Annotated in this window: 17 protein-coding genes; 10 read left to right on the forward strand and 7 right to left on the reverse strand. The window is 32.6% G+C overall.

All coding sequences use genetic code 11. The features are described 5' to 3' along the window. Positions 1–23 precede the first annotated feature (23 nt). From MY1_RS07600 to MY1_RS07630, 7 genes are all read left to right on the forward strand, one after another. Positions 24–821: an AAA family ATPase gene (locus MY1_RS07600; RefSeq protein WP_007551355.1), complete on the forward strand. Its 798-nt coding sequence runs from the start codon at positions 24–26 to the stop codon at positions 819–821. After that, complete coding sequence (locus tag MY1_RS07605; protein ID WP_007551356.1) at positions 822–2,384, forward strand: vWA domain-containing protein; 1,563 nt, start codon at positions 822–824, stop codon at positions 2,382–2,384. A gap of 83 nt (positions 2,385–2,467) precedes the next feature. Beyond that, the gene (locus MY1_RS07610; protein WP_048110040.1) at positions 2,468–4,018 is read left to right on the forward strand and encodes a pyridoxal-phosphate dependent enzyme; all 1,551 of its coding nucleotides are present in this window, start codon (positions 2,468–2,470) and stop codon (positions 4,016–4,018) included. Between the two features lie 5 nt (positions 4,019–4,023). Continuing rightward, positions 4,024–4,473 (forward strand): ASCH domain-containing protein, encoded by a 450-nt coding sequence (locus MY1_RS07615; protein ID WP_007551358.1) that lies wholly within the window; start codon positions 4,024–4,026, stop codon positions 4,471–4,473. A 67-nt stretch (positions 4,474–4,540) separates the two neighbouring features. Next, on the forward strand, positions 4,541–5,104 hold the full coding sequence (locus MY1_RS07620; RefSeq protein ID WP_007551360.1) for a TATA-box-binding protein: 564 nt from the start codon (positions 4,541–4,543) through the stop codon (positions 5,102–5,104). A 45-nt stretch (positions 5,105–5,149) separates the two neighbouring features. Further along, positions 5,150–5,371, forward strand: coding sequence for a hypothetical protein (locus MY1_RS07625; protein ID WP_007551362.1), 222 nt, complete (start codon positions 5,150–5,152; stop codon positions 5,369–5,371). A 71-nt stretch (positions 5,372–5,442) separates the two neighbouring features. Further along, positions 5,443–6,027, forward strand: a complete 585-nt coding sequence (locus MY1_RS07630; protein WP_007551363.1) for a hypothetical protein — start codon at positions 5,443–5,445, stop codon at positions 6,025–6,027. On the opposite strand, the gene MY1_RS07635 is transcribed toward MY1_RS07630, so the two are convergent. After that, positions 6,017–6,712: a hypothetical protein gene (locus MY1_RS07635; RefSeq protein WP_007551364.1), complete on the reverse strand. Its 696-nt coding sequence runs from the start codon at positions 6,710–6,712 to the stop codon at positions 6,017–6,019. The two genes, MY1_RS07630 and MY1_RS07635, sit on opposite strands and share 11 nt — an antisense overlap. 105 nt (positions 6,713–6,817) lie before the next feature. Further along, the gene (locus tag MY1_RS09950; protein ID WP_192805784.1) at positions 6,818–6,994 is read right to left on the reverse strand and encodes a hypothetical protein; all 177 of its coding nucleotides are present in this window, start codon (positions 6,992–6,994) and stop codon (positions 6,818–6,820) included. Positions 6,995–7,120: 126 nt separating this feature from the next. Between MY1_RS09950 and MY1_RS07640 the strand changes: the two genes are divergently transcribed. The 3 genes from MY1_RS07640 to MY1_RS07650 all read left to right on the forward strand — a co-directional run bounded on the left by MY1_RS07640 (position 7,121) and on the right by MY1_RS07650 (position 8,422). Further along, positions 7,121–7,462: a P-II family nitrogen regulator gene (locus MY1_RS07640; RefSeq protein ID WP_007551366.1), complete on the forward strand. Its 342-nt coding sequence runs from the start codon at positions 7,121–7,123 to the stop codon at positions 7,460–7,462. 126 nt (positions 7,463–7,588) lie between these two features. Continuing rightward, on the forward strand, positions 7,589–7,843 hold the full coding sequence (locus MY1_RS07645) for a hypothetical protein (protein WP_048110042.1): 255 nt from the start codon (positions 7,589–7,591) through the stop codon (positions 7,841–7,843). Positions 7,844–8,065: 222 nt separating this feature from the next. Then, entirely contained in the window at positions 8,066–8,422 is a 357-nt protein-coding gene (locus MY1_RS07650) for a DUF6659 family protein (protein WP_007551368.1), read from the forward strand. Between the two features lie 363 nt (positions 8,423–8,785). Here MY1_RS07650 and MY1_RS07660 read toward each other — a convergent pair whose 3' ends face one another. The 5 genes from MY1_RS07660 to MY1_RS07680 form a co-directional block, all read right to left on the reverse strand. Further along, positions 8,786–9,313 (reverse strand): Lrp/AsnC family transcriptional regulator, encoded by a 528-nt coding sequence (locus MY1_RS07660; RefSeq protein WP_007551370.1) that lies wholly within the window; start codon positions 9,311–9,313, stop codon positions 8,786–8,788. 169 nt (positions 9,314–9,482) lie between these two features. After that, a complete protein-coding gene (gene dusB, locus MY1_RS07665; RefSeq protein ID WP_007551371.1) occupies positions 9,483–10,439 on the reverse strand; it encodes a tRNA dihydrouridine synthase DusB in 957 nt (318 codons plus the stop codon). Between the two features lie 71 nt (positions 10,440–10,510). After that, positions 10,511–12,652, reverse strand: a complete 2,142-nt coding sequence (locus MY1_RS07670; RefSeq protein WP_007551372.1) for a thrombospondin type 3 repeat-containing protein — start codon at positions 12,650–12,652, stop codon at positions 10,511–10,513. A gap of 85 nt (positions 12,653–12,737) precedes the next feature. Further along, complete coding sequence (locus MY1_RS07675; RefSeq protein ID WP_007551374.1) at positions 12,738–14,879, reverse strand: thrombospondin type 3 repeat-containing protein; 2,142 nt, start codon at positions 14,877–14,879, stop codon at positions 12,738–12,740. A 12-nt stretch (positions 14,880–14,891) separates the two neighbouring features. Continuing rightward, positions 14,892–17,306 carry a thrombospondin type 3 repeat-containing protein gene (locus MY1_RS07680; protein ID WP_007551377.1) on the reverse strand — a complete coding sequence of 805 codons (2,415 nt, stop codon included), beginning with the start codon at positions 17,304–17,306 and terminating at the stop codon, positions 14,892–14,894. Positions 17,307–17,379: the final 73 nt, after the last annotated feature.

Consider the following 17,379-nt stretch of genomic DNA (forward strand, 5'->3'; position numbering starts at 1 on the left):
ACTTAATCATAAAAAAATATCAGATGTTAAAAGAGATACAGTATTTAGATTGGAATAATTCAAATGAGATTTTAAAGAAAGCCTATAAGGCAAAATTATTTGTGTTGATAATTGGTCCTAAGGGTACAGGAAAAACATCGCTAGTTAGAGATTTTGCAGAAAATATGAATATGAATCTAGAATCTATTAATTTTAGCCTCCGAACACGAGAAAGTCACTTAATTGGAACTAAAACTTTGACCAATGGAACTGTTAGTTTTGAGGAAGGTCTTTTGATTAAATCAATGAAAGAAAGTAGCATGTTATATCTAGATGAAATTAATGCTGCTGAAGCTGATGTATTACTTAGATTAGATGAAGCACTTGATGACAGAAGACAGATCGTATTAAAAGAATCCACAGGTGAGATTGTAAAAGCTAAAGAAGGCTGGTTTGTAATTGCAACAATTAATCCGTTAACACATAGCGGAACCAAAGAATTGCCACCACAATTACTCAGCAGATTTCCAGTTAGAATTAGATTAGAATATCCACCAGAGAATATCGAATTAGAAATTGTTAAAAAACATGTTTCGGGAAATCATGATTCTGAGATCATTCAAGCAATTAAACTTGCAAATGTATTAAGACAGGCAGCTGCAGTTGAAGAATTATTCTACTCTCCAAGTTTAAGGGAAACTATTGCGTTTGGAAAATTACTTGATGAAGGAATGACTCCTAAAAAAGCAGCAGATATTGTTTTTGGTAATGTGTATACACAATGGGGAAATATAGAATATCAAAAAGTAAGTGACATCATTACCTCAATGTTTGGAAATTAGATGCAATCATTACAATTACAAAATGAGTCACTAGTTGAGATAGCCACATTTTTGATTAGAAGGTGGTCAGAAAGAGAAAATATCACAGTAGAATTTTCAGATAGAGTTAATACAAAAACAAGATTACAAGAAAATAGAGTAATCTTAACTCCAATTGAAAAAAGAATTGGAGATGAATTTCAGAGATATAGACAATTTAGAACTTCATTATGGTATGAATCTATGAGAGTAAAATTTTGCAAAAAAATTCTTAGCAATGATCATGCATTTGGATTTATTCTAAACACAATGGAGACAGTAAGAGTAGAGCAGATAGGAAGAAAACTTTGGAAGGGAATGGATGAAGAAATTATCTTTAATTATGCATACATGCTCGTAGGCAGGCCTCAATTACATACAGTTTATGGAAAAGCACGAATTGTAGAAGCATTTTATCAATATTTTATGTTTGGAACAATAAAAGGCGAAGTGCAATCTAGTCATTTTGAAAGAGTAAAAAAAGCTTCAAACTTTGCTAAGAAAATTGTTGATGAATCTATAAGAAAAAAATACGGTACAGAATGGTTAGAAAAAAAAGTGGTAGAAATAATTAAGATCCTAGACATAGATTCATTACTTACAATTCCAGTATCGTTACCGTTTATGAAAGTAGGTATGGCATTATCAGAAGAAGAGTTATTAAAATTTCTAACAATAATTTCAAAAAATAAAGAAGGAGATTTTGGAAAGATTGATCCAAAATCGGCGTTGAGTGGAGAAAATATCTATGATGAATACAAAGTAATTCTTGAGGAAAAAAAGAAAAATGAAAAAAAAGGATTAGGACCAAAATCAATAGGAGTTCAGGTTCCTATTGTAACTAACATTGATGAAACAATAATTTATGACATGAATTTAATAAATAATCTTAAAATAAAATTTAAAGAATTAAAATCAGGGTGGAAAGAACAACATCATATTAGCGGAGATGAATTTGATGAAGAAAACTACATTGATGAGCATGAGCCATTTTTTACAGATATTAAAAAATTAATTAAATCTAAGATAGTTATTTTATTAGATCATTCATCTAGTATTGCATCAGATGCATTAGAATACAAAAAAGCAACACTTGCACTTTGTGAAGTACTAGCATATCTTAAAGTAAAATTCGCTGTTTATGCATTTAACACACATAATAGAGATATTGTATGTTGGTTGATAAAACCAGATAATATGAAATGGAATAATATTTCTGCAAAAAGATTAGCTCAAGTGGTTGCAAACGGTTCAACACCATTAGCAGAAGTGTACGGTAAAATGTTCTCAACATTACAGTCAAAAAGACCAGATATTTTTTTAACATTAACTGATGGAGAACCATCTGATCCTGATGCAGTTAGAAATATGACTAAATCTTTCAAGAGATTAGGCATAAACATGGTAGCTTTGGGTTTGGGTCCAAATACAATTAGAGCTACAACAATAGCAAATAATCTCAAACATCTAGGATATGAAAAAACAATGGCAGTCAGTAGATTAAAAGACATTCCAAGTAAAGTGATTAGCATTTTAGATGTATAATTTAGAATTCATATCAACCCAACATACTAAATCTATCAGATATTTTATATGAGCTTTATTAGATTAGAACAGTTAGAGAAAAGTTGTCAGACGAAAAAGAAAATAATATAGATAAAGTCTTATTGGAACGTTTTGAACGAGAAATTTGGAGTAAAGTGCCCCATTTAGAAGGTACAAAGATTGTAAATTCAACACCATTAATTGATCTAACAGAAGATTTCAAAGAATGTGCTAAAAGTGTGTATAAATTCGAACTTGATGATAACAATTTGAAAGTTTATGGAAAGTTTGATTCTACACTACTAAGCGGTTCAATCAAAGTAAGAGCTGCTACTCATATCATTCATGATGCAATTGCATCTGGAAAACTAAAAGGAAGTCAAACGGTAATTGAAGCTACTTCTGGAAATTTTGGAATAGCTTTAGGGCTATTATCAAAAATTGGAGTAAGTGTAGTTGCACTAGTGTCAAGAAAATTACAAGAGGGAGTGTTTAAAGAATTAAGAAATGAGAATATTCGAATTATGGATTTGGATATGGATATTTGTCCAGCTCCAGGAATGGAAAACCGAGCAGATGAGTTAGCTGCAAAAGCAACTGCTGGAAATATTCGTTCACAGTTATCAGAACTTGGTTTTAATCCTGAAATTTTTGACATTAATATTCAAGAAATAGAAGCATTATTAGCTAAACAAGACATCATAAATTTAGCAAGATTTCTTGCTAAAATTTACAATCTATTCTGTCCAAAACAGTATGATAACGAATTGAATGTTGATGTTCATAGAATTATAACAGCTCCAGAAATTGATCAACAACTTCGAGAAAATGGGGATTCGTTGGAAAATTATCAAATAATCTGTTCATTTGGTACTGGAGGAACTTCCGGAGGTTTAAGTCAATATATGGCTAAAAAATACGATAAGAAATCAATACATGTTGTTTTTCCTATTCCTGGTCAAGATGTTGCGGGAATTAGAACAAAAGCCAAAGCTTCAGGTTTGACACTTTACAAACCAGATACATTTGCTGCAGAACATGAGATAGATTATGAGAAAGCAAAATTCCTATTGAAGTTTTTTGTAGATAAGGGACATGACATAGGTGAGAGTACTGCTCTAGAATTATTTGCTGCTATGCAGATGGCAAAATCAGGAAATTATAAAAAATTCATCATAATAGTAGCGGATGGAATTGAAAAATACAGAAAGAATTTCGAGCAAATATCAAAAAAACAATTGCCAATTAATATTTCATTAGAAGAAGCTTCATCAATTGTAAATGATTATGACAGAATTATTTGGGTACATACACAATACACTCCTAAAGAAGCTGGAATTGAAATGCTTGCAAAATCATTAGGGGTCGATAAATCTAAAATTTCCGTACCCAAAGCAAGAACGATTAATGAATTATTATCCACCCAGAAAATTCCTGAAGAGTTAAGTAAGGAACTAAACGGTTCAAAAGGAAAATCACTATTAGTTTGCATGGCTGGAAATACCTCCCTTATGACTGCACAAGTACTTGCCAGTAAAGGAATAATTACTCAAAGCTTGAACGGAGGAATTACAAATTTGCCTGAAGGAAGAGGTAGAAATCCAGGTGAATACATAAAAGCAGCTACTGAATAATAGTTTTGAAGTGCTTATCAATATCCCAACCATTTGCAGATTTAATAATTTTAGGTAAAAAAACAATAGAATTAAGAAATTGGAACACAAATTTTCGAGGAGAATTTTTGATTCATGCACCACTTAAAATAAAAACTGAAGATTGTAAGAGATTAAAAATTAATAAAAAATTTGTCACAGGTGTCATAATTGGAAAAGCAGAACTATATGATGTAAAAAAATATAATTCACTTAAAGAAATAAGAGAGGATCAAAAATTTCATTTTGCGGCAAAAAAATTTCAAAACAAAATTTATGGATTTAAAATAAGAAATGTAAAAATCTTAAAAATTCCTATTCCATGTAAAGGACAATTAGGTTTTTTCAATGTAGAATTAACAAAAATCAAAAACAAAGATATTTTGTCAGATATAATAGATGAGGAGTATAGATATCAATGGATCAATCATCATTGAAAAAATAAGGTATCATCAAAAAAAGCATTACTAGTATATATAAAGGGACTATTTAAAGTCCCTCGACATGCCTCAAACAAAACCTATTGTTAGTGTTGAAAATGTAGTTGCTTCTGCATCAGTGGAGCAAAAAATTGATCTAAACGAAATAACTGAAAAATTTCCAGATACCGAATATCATCCAGAACAATTTCCTGGATTAGTATTTAGATTACAAAATCCAAGAACGGCAACGCTCATTTTTAGAACAGGAAAAATGGTATGTACAGGTGCAAAATCCGAAGATATGGCAATTAAAGCTGTTAACACAGTAGTTCAAAAACTAAGAAAAGGTAAAATAAAAATAAAAAATGACGCAGTGATAACAGTTCAAAATATAGTAGCAGCAATAAATCTTGGTGGTAAAATCCACTTAGAAAAAGCGGCTAGAACATTACCTAGAAGTATGTATGAGCCTGAACAATTTCCAGGATTAATTCACAGAATGCTAGATCCAAAAACAGTCATACTATTATTTGCTTCAGGAAAGCTAGTATGTACGGGTGCAAAAAAAGAATCAGACGTATATAGGTCCGTACATAACCTACACTCGTTATTAGAGGAAAAAAACCTCATGATATATGATCAGTAATAACAATCACAATATTCAAATTAATTATAAAAAATTTAAACTTAATTGGATAAAGACACATATGAAAAAGAAAAAAATATGCTTACTCCTGAAAACGGATTTAATTTGGTTGGAATAGATTATTTTGCAGATTCAGATAGTCAATTGTATTTAGTGGAGCATTTTGAAATATATCAAGATGCATTAAACGCAAAAAAAGAACGCAAAAATTCAGAAGATTATTTTATTTTGTATAAAGGTGCAAGTGGAGAAAACCTCTGTAGATAGATTACAAAAATATCAAAGATTCAATTAATTTTACAAAAGATCTTATCATCAACAACCAAAATCCATAATCATTGACTGATAAAACCAGTGATTTAATTGATATATTTTATGATAAAGGAAAAATTATTCAAAATGAGTTAAATTCACAACAAATTAGAAAAAGTTCGAGAGCAAAATATCAGATTTTTGATGAATCTGAATTTACACGTGGTAGAGAGATACTTGGAGATCTAATAGTTCATGGCATGATAGCCTCAGGTGGAACCGATATTGATTGGTTAATTGAACATAATGGAGGTTTTATCATTATGGAATTTAAGGGGTTTCATAATGATAAGATAAACATTCCAAAAGGGCAAATTATTGCGTATGAAAAGTTACATGAGAAACTAAATCAAACCACAAAATGTTATTTGTATATTATTGGTTGTGATGACATTGATTTTTTAAATCCGGATTCATCAATTTGGATCTTTGAAATGAAACAATGGAAAATTGGAGCAATTCCAAAAAATACTAGGGATATTTATGGTGAAGATTCAGGAAAACAGAATAAATTTATCGTTTATCGGGAATATATGGAAGAGATAAGCATAGAAAAATTAAGAGATATGATTGATTCACATTGGAAAGAATTTGAAAGAATTAAACCTTAAATGAAAATGTTTTTGATTTTGTTTCCATGTTATTTTCTACTTTTATTGTATATGTACCAGATTTGTCCCAACCAGGTCCTCCGGCAATTGCTAAAGTAGAAAACCTACCATCTTTTTTTACAGATAATTGCTCAGACCAAACTAACTGATCGTTTTGATTTTCTATTGAGATGTTAATTGTTTCAGAGGTATTAGATTTTCCACTAATTGAGATGATATCACCCTTTTGATATGATGATAAATCAGTTTGAATGGAAAGTGAGGCAGATGATGAATCAGAATCTATTATAGAATCTGACTCCATAATAGAAATTCCAGATTGAGAGATACCAATGACAATTATGATTGCTAGCACTGCCATACCAGCACCTATCAACATTTTTGGATTTTTTGGTTTTTTCTGAATGATTTGTGGAGTCATTGAAGTTGGAATTTCAATTTTTTGCTGTAATGGTGTTGGGACGATTACATCAGAAATAGTTTGTTTTTCTTCGGTAGATTGGTCGTCTGTATTTTCAGGCAATCTACCAAGATATTTTTCCGCTAAATTTTTAACATAATTTCTCTCATAATTACTAATTACTTCATTATTTTCACAAGCTCTAAGAATTTGTTTTAGTATACGTTCATCTCCCTTTTCTTTATCAAGTAAGGTTTGAACATCATCAAATAGGGGATCAGTCATACTATTTTATTCTCCTAACAGATTATTTATGAAGTTACCTTGTTTAAGATTACTAAGAATTAATACAAATAGGCTCAGATCATGGGTTAAACCATATAGGAATAATTATTTAGAATGTATTTTTTGAGCTTGAATTATGACAGTTCGGATGTAGTCTTTTGCGGTAGAATCAGAAACACCCATTTGTTTAGCTCTTTGATATAGAGCATATTCTTGTGGATTACTCAAATAATATTTTAAAAGATAATTTAGTCGGTGAGATCTTTTCTCTTCACTTTTCATGTATCTACTGTATTTTAATATTAAAAAGGCCAAAGGATTATGTTATAACCACTTGATCCTATTGTATCATAGAATTTGAATTAAAACATGTGATCTTTTTTAAATAATAGAAATTTAGTGAAGCAAATGAAGCAAATCGAGGCAACAATTCAAAATGACAAAATAGGTCCAGTTGCAGATGCCATAAAAGAGATGGTTGGAGGATTTACGGTATTAGAAGGAAATGGTAGAGGTTCTGGTCAAAGACAAACCATAAGAGGTGGAAGAGGCACTGGTACTTTTGTTGCAGAATTCAATAAAGTTGCAACTGTTAGCACAATTGTAGATGATTCAAAAGTAGAAGCAGTCATTAAAGCGATTTCAGATGCAGCATTTTCAGGAAAAGCAGGTGATGGGATTATTGTTGTGTCAGCAGTTGATGATGTTATAAATATTGCATCAAAAAAGAGAGGCTCAGAAGCCCTCTAATTATTTTCTTTTAATCAAAATTATAAAATGATTGTAAAAGTGAATAGTTCTAAATTATTTAATAACATTTGAAAATATAAAAATGAGAGTTCATAAATTATAAAGTGGCCTTAAAGTAAAAAGTCATTGAAGGGACTATATTGGTTGATTTTAGGATTGTCTGTTTGGTTCATTCCAACTATAATATTTCAAATAATAATTACATCTGAGGATTCGTTAAAAACAGCCGAAGAAGCAGTTTCAGATATTCCAAAAGAATTAGTAATCGTTTTGTTTGCAATCGCTTTACCAATTATTGTTAAAGGAGTAATTACAACTCGTAAAGAACGTAAAGCATCAAAAAATAATGAAGATGTGAAGGATAAAAAATCTAGAAAATAGTCAACTGAGAGGATAACAATGGTTTCCTCTCAGTGAGGTATCCCTTTGGGGGACATGTGTTTTGAAGGGATAATCAACCATTACAATTTAAGTATAAAAGCAAATGATTTGGTGTTTCTAAAAAGATTTTAGATTAGGCATAATTTTTGATTAATTCATAGTTAGCAGAAATAATCATTTATTATACAATCATCAACCATAGAACAAATATTAGATAATAAAATGAATGATAATTTTTACCAACAGAGATTAGATGAGATTTTCCAAGAAAATGATATAAGATTTGCTGGATTTATAGATAGTAAAGGGAGTTTGATAAGAGGTAAATTTAGAGAAGATATTGTTCCTTTTGAAACAAATGACGAGCAACAGAAAATATTTAGAGAATTAGCATATAGAGTAGCAACCAGAAAAAATTTTGATTATTCAATGGGTCCTGTAAAATATTCAGCATCAAGACGTGAAAAATTGGTAATGATGAGCTTTCCTCTTAAGAAAAACATTCTTTTAATCACTACCGAACCAAATGTAAACATCGACAGATTAGCATACAAAATTCTTCAGATTCTTGAAAAATAGCATAAAATTTTCATCATGAAAACAACATATATTAAAATAAATAATTAAGACAGATACATAAATTTATTCAAATTTAAATTTTAAATCAAACAAATTTTCAAAAAATAATAAAGTATCTAATTAATTAGCACAGCCAATTAACAATATGCCATCAAAAATAAAATATATGTATGGATGCAAGCACGATAATCCAAATATTTTATCAACTGTTGTTTTTGAAAGGGGATTGGAACTACCAGCTATCTTTTGTAATAACTGTATTACAATTTGCAGTATTTGTCTAAAAAAAGAAAAAACAAAAAAATATGATAAACTTGAATTATGTGAAAAATGTTACTTAAATGTCATAAAAACTTTGAAACACTAAGTCTCTTGCTCTATAATGACATTTAATGTCATAGTAGTTCTGACATGAGGTAATTTTCTAATACCTTTTGTAATTATATTTTCCATTAATTTGTAATCAGATGTTTCAATTTTACAAATGACATCATAATAACCAAATACCACATCAGCTTCTTTTACTTCTTGAATATGACTCAAATTTTTTAAAATATTATATTCTTCCCCTTTATCACCATGAATGACAACATAAGCCTGTACATTGTTTTTACCAAGCATAGATCCAATAAGTTTTTCAGATGCTTGGAATAGTTCTTTGCCTTCTGATCTAGTAAGAGTTACTGTAGACTGAATTTTTGGGATTTTACGGATTACATTTGTAATGGTTTTTTGAATCTTTTCTTCGGAATCTGATTCTATTTTTGAAACAATATCATAAAGACCAAGAGTACCATGCACTTCGATAACATTTTCAGTTGATTTTAACGATGAAATTACATTTTTTTCAGATCCCAGATCACAATTTATCAGCACATATGCTCGTGGCATTCAATTATCCGTCCTCATTTCTATATTTTTAATAGCATTAGAAATTATATAAGAATAATCTGAATTTATTTAAATATTGATAGATTAAAAATTAAAAAACGAATATGTGTATACATATTGTAAAAATTTCAAGAAAATTGTCAGTAATTGAATCTAGAATATAGTAAAGTTAAACATAAGCATCGTTCATAATTTTTTCAAGTTCAATTAGATTTTTTGATTGAGAAATTTTTGGTCGTAATTTTGAACCACCATTCATTCCCTTAGTAAATCTCATAGCCTGACTTTTGATGTTTGAAAATTTTATTTTGTATTGAGTTGTAAGGTGAAGGTAATCAAAAAACGCATCTAGTTTATCTTTGAATGTATATTTGTTATAAGTTCCAGTTGTCAAGTAATCATTAATTTGTTCAAACAAAAAGGGATTACCCATTGCACCTCTACCAATCATAATGTAATCACAGCCAGTTTGATCTATCATTGTTTTAGCATCTTCAGGAGTTGTGATATCACCATTACCAACTATAGGAATATTGGATATCTCTTTTAGTTCTTTAATCATTTGCCAATCAGCATTACCAGAATATCCCTGAGTTACAGTTCGAGGATGAAGTGTTATCATTTGTATTCCTTCATCTTCAGCAATTTCTGAAATATCTTTAAAGAGATATCTACTTGCTTCAGTAACTCCTAAACGTATTTTCAAAGTTACTGGTTTTTTAACAGCATTAACAAGAGTACTAAAAATTTGTTGGGTAAGGTTGATTTCTTGTAATAGAGCTCCACCTGCCATTTGTTGTGTAATATGTGGTGCTGGACAACCCATATTATAATCAATTATATCAAAAAAAGGTTCAACAATCTTTGCAGCTTTTTCTAATGCTAAAAGATCAGAACCAAATAATTGAACAGATAAAGGTCTTTCCTGTTCAGAGTATTCTAAAAATTCCTGAATATTTTTTTTATTTTCTTTTAGTTGTTTTTCTTTAGCAATTATACTGTGAATACTAGTAAATTCAGTTACTACCAACCCTGCTCCCATTCTTTTACATTGTAATCTTAAGGCCGGATCACTCACTCCAGCCATAGGTGCTAAAAAGGCTCTACTTGAAAAAGTTGGAAGCATTATGATAGTTTTGAATTTTGGATATATTTATCATATTGATAGATTTTTTTCATATAAGAAAAATCAAAAAATTATTGCTCAGGGCAACCGTCAATGATTCCAATATAGTCTTCAGATTTTAGTGGGCATTTATCAATATCATTGATAATTCCATCAAGATCATCATCATGAACAAATCTTTGTTGTTCTGGAGCAGTATCAGGACAGCCATCCCAATCTCTGTATTTATTCCAAGTTTCAGGTGCAGTTGGACATGAATCAATATCATCAGGATATCCATCAGAATCAGAATCAGGTCGTGTTGGTGCTGATGAATCTGCTCCTCTCACATCAGGACATCCATCCCAATCAAGATATCCGTTAAAGTTTTCTTTTTCGTTAAGACATGAATCCCATCTGTCATCAATTCCATCCTCATCAGCATCTGGGAATTTGTAATCAGTTGTAGTACCGATTGCTACATCAGGGCAGCCGTCTTCATCTTGGAAATTATTGTAAGTTTCTGGGTTTGATGGACATGCATCTACAGCATCAAGAATTCCATCTTGATCAATATCAAGAGTTGATGTAAATTTATCAGGGCAGCCGTCTTCATCCTGGAATCCGTTAACTGTTTCAGGTTGAGTTGGACACAAATCTAGATTATCTAAAATGCCGTCACCGTCAGTGTCTGCAGCAAATTTATCAACGGAGATACTGTCAGGGCAGCCATCGTCATCCTGGAATCCGTTATAATTCTCTCTTGAGTATGGACATAAATCGTTATCACCAAAGATACCATCATAATCAGAATCTCCAACTGATTTTAAATCAAGACTATCAGGGCAGCCATCGTCATCTCTGAATTTGTTAAAGTTTTCACGTTCTTGAGGACATTGATCAATAGAATCTGGAATTGAATCATAATCAGAATCAATCAAACTTCCAGAACGTGCTGTTACTGTGTCAGGACAACCATCCCAATCCAAAAATCCATTAAATGTTTCTGGTTCACTTATACATGAATCCCATCTGTCATCAATTCCATCGCCATCAGCGTCTGGGAATTGGTAAGATGTAGTAGTATCAGAAGTTACATCAGGGCAGCCGTCAGTGTCTTGGAAATTATTGAAAGTTTCCCTAGTATATGGACATAAATCATTGTCACCAAAAATACCGTCATAATCAGAATCAAGTGATGATGTAAATTTATCAGGGCAGCCGTCAGTGTCTTGGAATCCGTTAACTGTTTCAGGTTGAGTTGGACATAAATCTAGATTATCGATAATACCGTCACCATCAGAATCAGCGATGAATTTTTCATTGAAAATACTATCAGGGCAGCCGTCAGTATCTTTGAATTTATTATATGTTTCTGGATTATATGGACATAAATCATTGTCACCAAAAATGCCGTCACCGTCAGCATCACCTACTATTTTATAATCAATCACATCAGGACAACCGTCATTATCTTGGAATTTGTTAAAGTTTTCACGTTCTTGAGGACATTGATCAATAGAATCAGGGATTGAATCATAATCAGAATCAATCAAACTTCCAGAACGTGCTGTTACTGTGTCAGGGCAACCATCCCAATCCAAAAATCCATTAAATGTTTCTGGTTCACTTATACATGAATCCCATCTGTCATCAATTCCATCGCCATCAGCGTCTGGGAATTTGTAATCAGTTGTAGTACCGATTGCTACATCAGGGCAACCGTCAGTGTCTTGATATTTATTATAAGTTTCAGGAGCAGTTGGACATGAATCTAAATGATCAGAAATGCCATCTCTATCAGTATCTGTTAATGAAATATTATCAGGACAACCGTCTTTGTCATCAACTCCATTGAATGTTTCAGGTTGAGTTGGACACAAATCTAAATTATCGATAATACCATCACCATCAGTATCTGCAACTGCCTTATCTGTAGAGGGTGTCAAGTCAGGGCAGCCGTCTTCATCTTGATATTTATTGTATGTCTCTCTAACAGTAGGACATGTATCAATATGATCTGGAATTCCATCAAAATCAACATCATACCATGGGACAAATGTAGATGGACAGCCATCAATTGTACCGGTATAATCTTCTTGAAGATTTGGGCATAAATCAAGATTATTTGTAACACCGTCATTGTCATTATCTTCAACACCAAAGGCACTACTTTGGAAAATACCAATAGAGGCAATCAAAAGTAAAAATCCAAGAATGTAATATTGTTTCATTATCTTTGACTTCGATATTATTGAGTATTTATTAAATCTCACGTTAAAAAGATCCTTCTATAAAATATCTAACAACAAAAGAGACCTATTGCTCTGGGCAACCATCAATTATTCCAATATAATCTTCTGATTTTAGAGGACATAGATCTTCATCGTTGATAATTCCATCTAGATCATCATCGTGAACAAATCTTTGTTGCTCTGGAGCAGTATCAGGACATCCATCAGAGTCATTGTATTTATTCCATGTTTCAGGTGCAGTTGGACATGAATCTACAGAGTCAGGATAACCATCACCATCAGAATCAGCTCGGTCAGATATAGTAGATTCAGCCCCTGGAACATCAGGACATCCATCCCAATCAAGATATCCGTTAAAGTTTTCTTTTTCGTTAAGACATGAATCCCATCTGTCATCAATTCCATCCTCATCAGCGTCTGGGAATTTGTAATCAGTTGTAGTACCGATTGCTACATCAGGGCAGCCATCATCGTCTTGGAATTTATTGTAAGTTTCTGGGTTTGATGGACATGCATCTATTGTATTTGAAATACCATCTCCGTCAGTGTCAAGAGTAGATGTAAATTTATCAGGACAGCCGTCTTTATCTTGATAATTATTGAAATTTTCAGGTTGGGTTGGACATAAGTCTAAACGATCTGTAATGCCGTCACCGTCAGTATCTATAGTTGATTTATCATCAGCAATATAGTCAGGGCAACCGTCTAAATCCAAATATCTATTGTATGTTTCTTTAATGAGTGGACATTGATCAATATCATCGGCAATACCATCTTTGTCTGAATCACCTCCAGATTTTAGATCTATACCGTCAGGACAGCCGTCTTCATCTTGGAATCCGTTGTATCTTTCTGCAACTTTTGGGCAGTCATCTACAGAATCTGGAATACCATCATAATCATAATCAGATAATTTACCAGCAGTTGTACCTGGAACATCAGGACATCCATCCCAATCAAGATATCCGTTAAAGTTTTCTTTTTCGTTAAGACATGAATCCCATCTGTCATCAATTCCATCCTCATCAGCGTCTGGGAATTTGTAATCAGTTGTAGTACCGATTGCTACATCAGGGCAGCCATCATCGTCTTGGAATTTATTGTAAGTTTCTTGAATAAGTGGACATTGATCAATATCATCTGCAATACCATCCCTATCAGTGTCATTATTCAAAAGAGATTTATCAGGACAGCCGTCTTTATCTAAGAATCCATTGAATGTTTCTGGTTGAGTTGGACATAAGTCAAAATAATCATTTATACCGTCACCGTCAGTATCTGCAGTTGATTTATCATCAGCAATATTATCAGGACAGCCGTCTTCATCTTGGAATTTATTATAAGTTTCTGGATTAAATGGACATGAATCATTTTGATCAAAAATTCCATCACCATCAACATCGTTTATTATTTTATAATCAATTATATCTGGACATCCGTCAGCATCCTGGAATTTGTTAAAGTTTTCACGTTCTTGAGGACATTGATCAACAGAATCTGGGATTGAATCATAATCAGAATCAGCTAAATTACCAGCAGTTGTACCTGGAACATCAGGACATCCATCCCAATCAAGATATCCGTTAAAGTTTTCTTTTTCGTTAAGACATGAATCCCATCTGTCATCAATTCCATCCTCATCAGCGTCTGGGAATTTGTAATCAGTTGTAGTACCGATTGCTACATCAGGGCAGCCATCATCGTCTTGGAATTTATTGTAAGTTTCTTGAATAAGTGGACATGAATCTAAATGATCAGAAATGCCATCTCTGTCAGTGTCTGTTGATGAAATATTATCAGGACAACCGTCTTTGTCATCAACTCCATTGAATGTTTCTGGTTGAGTTGGACACAAATCTAAATTATCGATAATACCGTCACCATCAGTATCTGCAACTGCCTTATCTGTTGAAGGTGATAAATCAGGACAGCCGTCATCGTCCTGGAATTTATTGTAGATCTCTCTAACAGTAGGACATGTATCAATATGATCTGGAATTCCATCATAATCAGCATCATACCATGGAACAAATGTAGATGGACAGCCGTCAATTGTACCGGTATAATCTTCTTGAAGGTTAGGACATTGATCAACATTGTTTGTAACACCGTCATTGTCATTGTCTTCAACACCAAAGGCATTACTTTGGAAAATACCAATAGAGGCAATCAAAAGTAAAAATCCAAGAATTTGATATTTTTTCATTTTATGATACACCTATTGTTCTGGGCATCCATCAATTACACCTAGATAATCTTCTGGCACTGTAGGACATAAATCGTAATTATTCACAATACCATCTAAATCATCATCATGTTTGTAACGTGATTGCTCAGGAGAAGTATCAGGACAACCGTCATCGTCTTGGAATTTATTGTAAGTTTCTTTGTCATTAGGACATTTATCAACATCGTCGTTTATTCTATCACCATCTGTATCTATAGTGGTTTTACCTATTGGAATAGTATCAGGACAACCGTCATAGTCAACATACTTATTCCAAGTTTCCTTTTGTGTTGGACACATATCCATTATGTCAGGAACACCGTCACCATCTGCATCAGGTTGAGATATGTTAGTATCAGGACATCCATCATCGTCTTCAAATCCATTAAAGGTTTCAGCAACCAAAGGACATTGATCAAGTACATCACTTATTCCATCATTATCAGAATCTATTACAAATGATTCAATAATTTTGTCAGGACAACCGTCATCGTCTTGGAATTTATTGTAAGTTTCTTTAGCCATTGGACATGCATCTATTCCATCAGGTAATCCATCTTGATCTGAATCAATATTAGAGATATAATTATCAGGGCAACCATCCAAGTCTAAAATTCCATTAAATGTTTCTGGTTGATTTGGACAGTTATCTATACGATCATGAATTCCATCACCATCAGAATCTGGCATACCTTTATCATCTGCAACATAGTCAGGACAACCGTCAGTGTCTTGGAATCTATTGTAGGTTTCTGGAACAAGTGGACAATTATCTAGAGTATTTACTATACCATCAAAGTCTGAATCAACATCTGTCAAATAAGATGGGAAATCAGGGCAGCCATCAGTATCTTCAAATCCATTATATCTTTCAGGAACTAGCGGACAAACATCAGTAGAATCTAAAATTCCATCAAAGTCAGCATCTAAATCACCAGGATTATCAGGACAACCGTCATTATCGATATATCTATTCCAAGTTTCTGGTTGAGTTGGACATTGATCTAAGGAATCTCTAATTCCATCATTATCAGAATCCAATATAGAAATGTCTGGACAGCCATCGGTGTCTTGATAACCATTAACAACTTCAGGTTCTAATGGGCATTTATCTAATAGATCAGCAATTCCATCACCGTCAAAATCTGAAGAAGAAGCACTGGATATTTTATCTGGACAACCGTCATCGTCTTGGAATTTATTGTAAGTTTCTTTTTCTGTTGGACATGCATCTTTAGTATCTATAATTCCATCTCCATCTCTATCAATCAATGATGCATTATCAGGACAACCATCGTCATCTTGGAATCCATTAAATGTTTCAGCACGAGTTGGACACAAGTCTGCATAATCTCGAATTCCATCACCATCAGAATCTGGAGATGTTTTATCATCTGCAACATAGTCAGGGCATCCGTCATCATCTTGGAATTTATTGTAAGTTTCTTTCACTGTTGGACATTGATCTACATTGTTTGGAATTCCATCTTGGTCTGAATCAGCAGTAATCGAATAAACAGGAATATCTGGACAACCATCGGTGTCTTCAAATTTATTATATCGCTCAGGTTCTAATGGGCATGCATCATCTATATCCATAATACCATCACGATCGGAATCATTTAGTTTTCCTGTGAATGAAGGAACTGAATCAGGACAGCCATCGTAATCAGCAAATTGATTGAATGTTTCTTTTTGGTTAGGACATGTATCAGATTTGTCAGGAACACCATCACCATCTGCATCACTAAATGTAGTATCTAAAACAACATCAGGACAGCCGTCAGTATCTCTATAACCATTAAAAGTTTCAGGTTCTGTTTGACAAAAATCAATTTTATCAATTATACCATCATTGTCAGTATCAACAAATGATGAGTCAGTAATAGTATCAGGACAACCGTCAGTATCTTGGAATTTATTGTAAGTCTCAGCACTTAGTGGACATGAATCTAAATGATCTGGAACACCATCTCTATCTCTATCTGAACCAGAACCAAAAGTATCAGGACAACCGTCAGTGTCAAAGATACCATTAAACGTTTCAGGTTGAGTTGGACACAAATCTAGAACATCAATAAAACCATCACCATCAGAATCAGGAGGTCCTCCAGTAGTTCCAGGAGTAGTATCGGGACAACCGTCAGTATCTTGGAATTTATTATAATTTTCTCTCAAACTTGGACATTGATCAATATTATCCTGAATTCCATCAAAGTCCTCATCATACCATGGAACAAAATTAGATGGACAACCATCTATTACACCATCATAATCCTCTTGAAGATTAGGACAGCTATCTGTCTCATCTGTAACTCCATCACGATCTAAATCATCAGTAGCAGCAAATACAGGACTTGTGGAAATGCCAATTATTATGGCTAAAAATAAAAATATGAATCCCATACGTATTTTTTTCAAAGCTTAAATTTACGTCAAAGATCCAGTTATTAAACTTCACTCTGAAATCGGCTAAAAA

It is taken from the genome of Nitrosarchaeum koreense MY1 (genome assembly GCF_000220175.1).
GTDB lineage: Archaea > Thermoproteota > Nitrososphaeria > Nitrososphaerales > Nitrosopumilaceae > Nitrosarchaeum > Nitrosarchaeum koreense.

Bases quoted from the DNA above. Each gene is read 5' to 3' on its own strand.
- MY1_RS07600 (WP_007551355.1), top strand. From the start codon at position 24: ATGTTAAAAGAGATACAGTATTTAGATTGGAATAATTCAAATGAGATT.
- MY1_RS09950 (WP_192805784.1), bottom strand. From the start codon at position 6,994: ATGAAAAGTGAAGAGAAAAGATCTCACCGACTAAATTATCTTTTAAAA.
- MY1_RS07635 (WP_007551364.1), bottom strand. From the start codon at position 6,712: ATGACTGATCCCCTATTTGATGATGTTCAAACCTTACTTGATAAAGAA.
- MY1_RS07675 (WP_007551374.1), bottom strand. From the start codon at position 14,879: ATGAAAAAATATCAAATTCTTGGATTTTTACTTTTGATTGCCTCTATT.
- MY1_RS07670 (WP_007551372.1), bottom strand. From the start codon at position 12,652: ATGAAACAATATTACATTCTTGGATTTTTACTTTTGATTGCCTCTATT.
- dusB (WP_007551371.1), bottom strand. From the start codon at position 10,439: ATGCTTCCAACTTTTTCAAGTAGAGCCTTTTTAGCACCTATGGCTGGA.
- MY1_RS07680 (WP_007551377.1), bottom strand. From the start codon at position 17,306: ATGGGATTCATATTTTTATTTTTAGCCATAATAATTGGCATTTCCACA.
- MY1_RS07650 (WP_007551368.1), top strand. From the start codon at position 8,066: ATGAATGATAATTTTTACCAACAGAGATTAGATGAGATTTTCCAAGAA.
- MY1_RS07640 (WP_007551366.1), top strand. From the start codon at position 7,121: ATGAAGCAAATCGAGGCAACAATTCAAAATGACAAAATAGGTCCAGTT.
- MY1_RS07605 (WP_007551356.1), top strand. From the start codon at position 822: ATGCAATCATTACAATTACAAAATGAGTCACTAGTTGAGATAGCCACA.
- MY1_RS07660 (WP_007551370.1), bottom strand. From the start codon at position 9,313: ATGCCACGAGCATATGTGCTGATAAATTGTGATCTGGGATCTGAAAAA.
- MY1_RS07620 (WP_007551360.1), top strand. From the start codon at position 4,541: ATGCCTCAAACAAAACCTATTGTTAGTGTTGAAAATGTAGTTGCTTCT.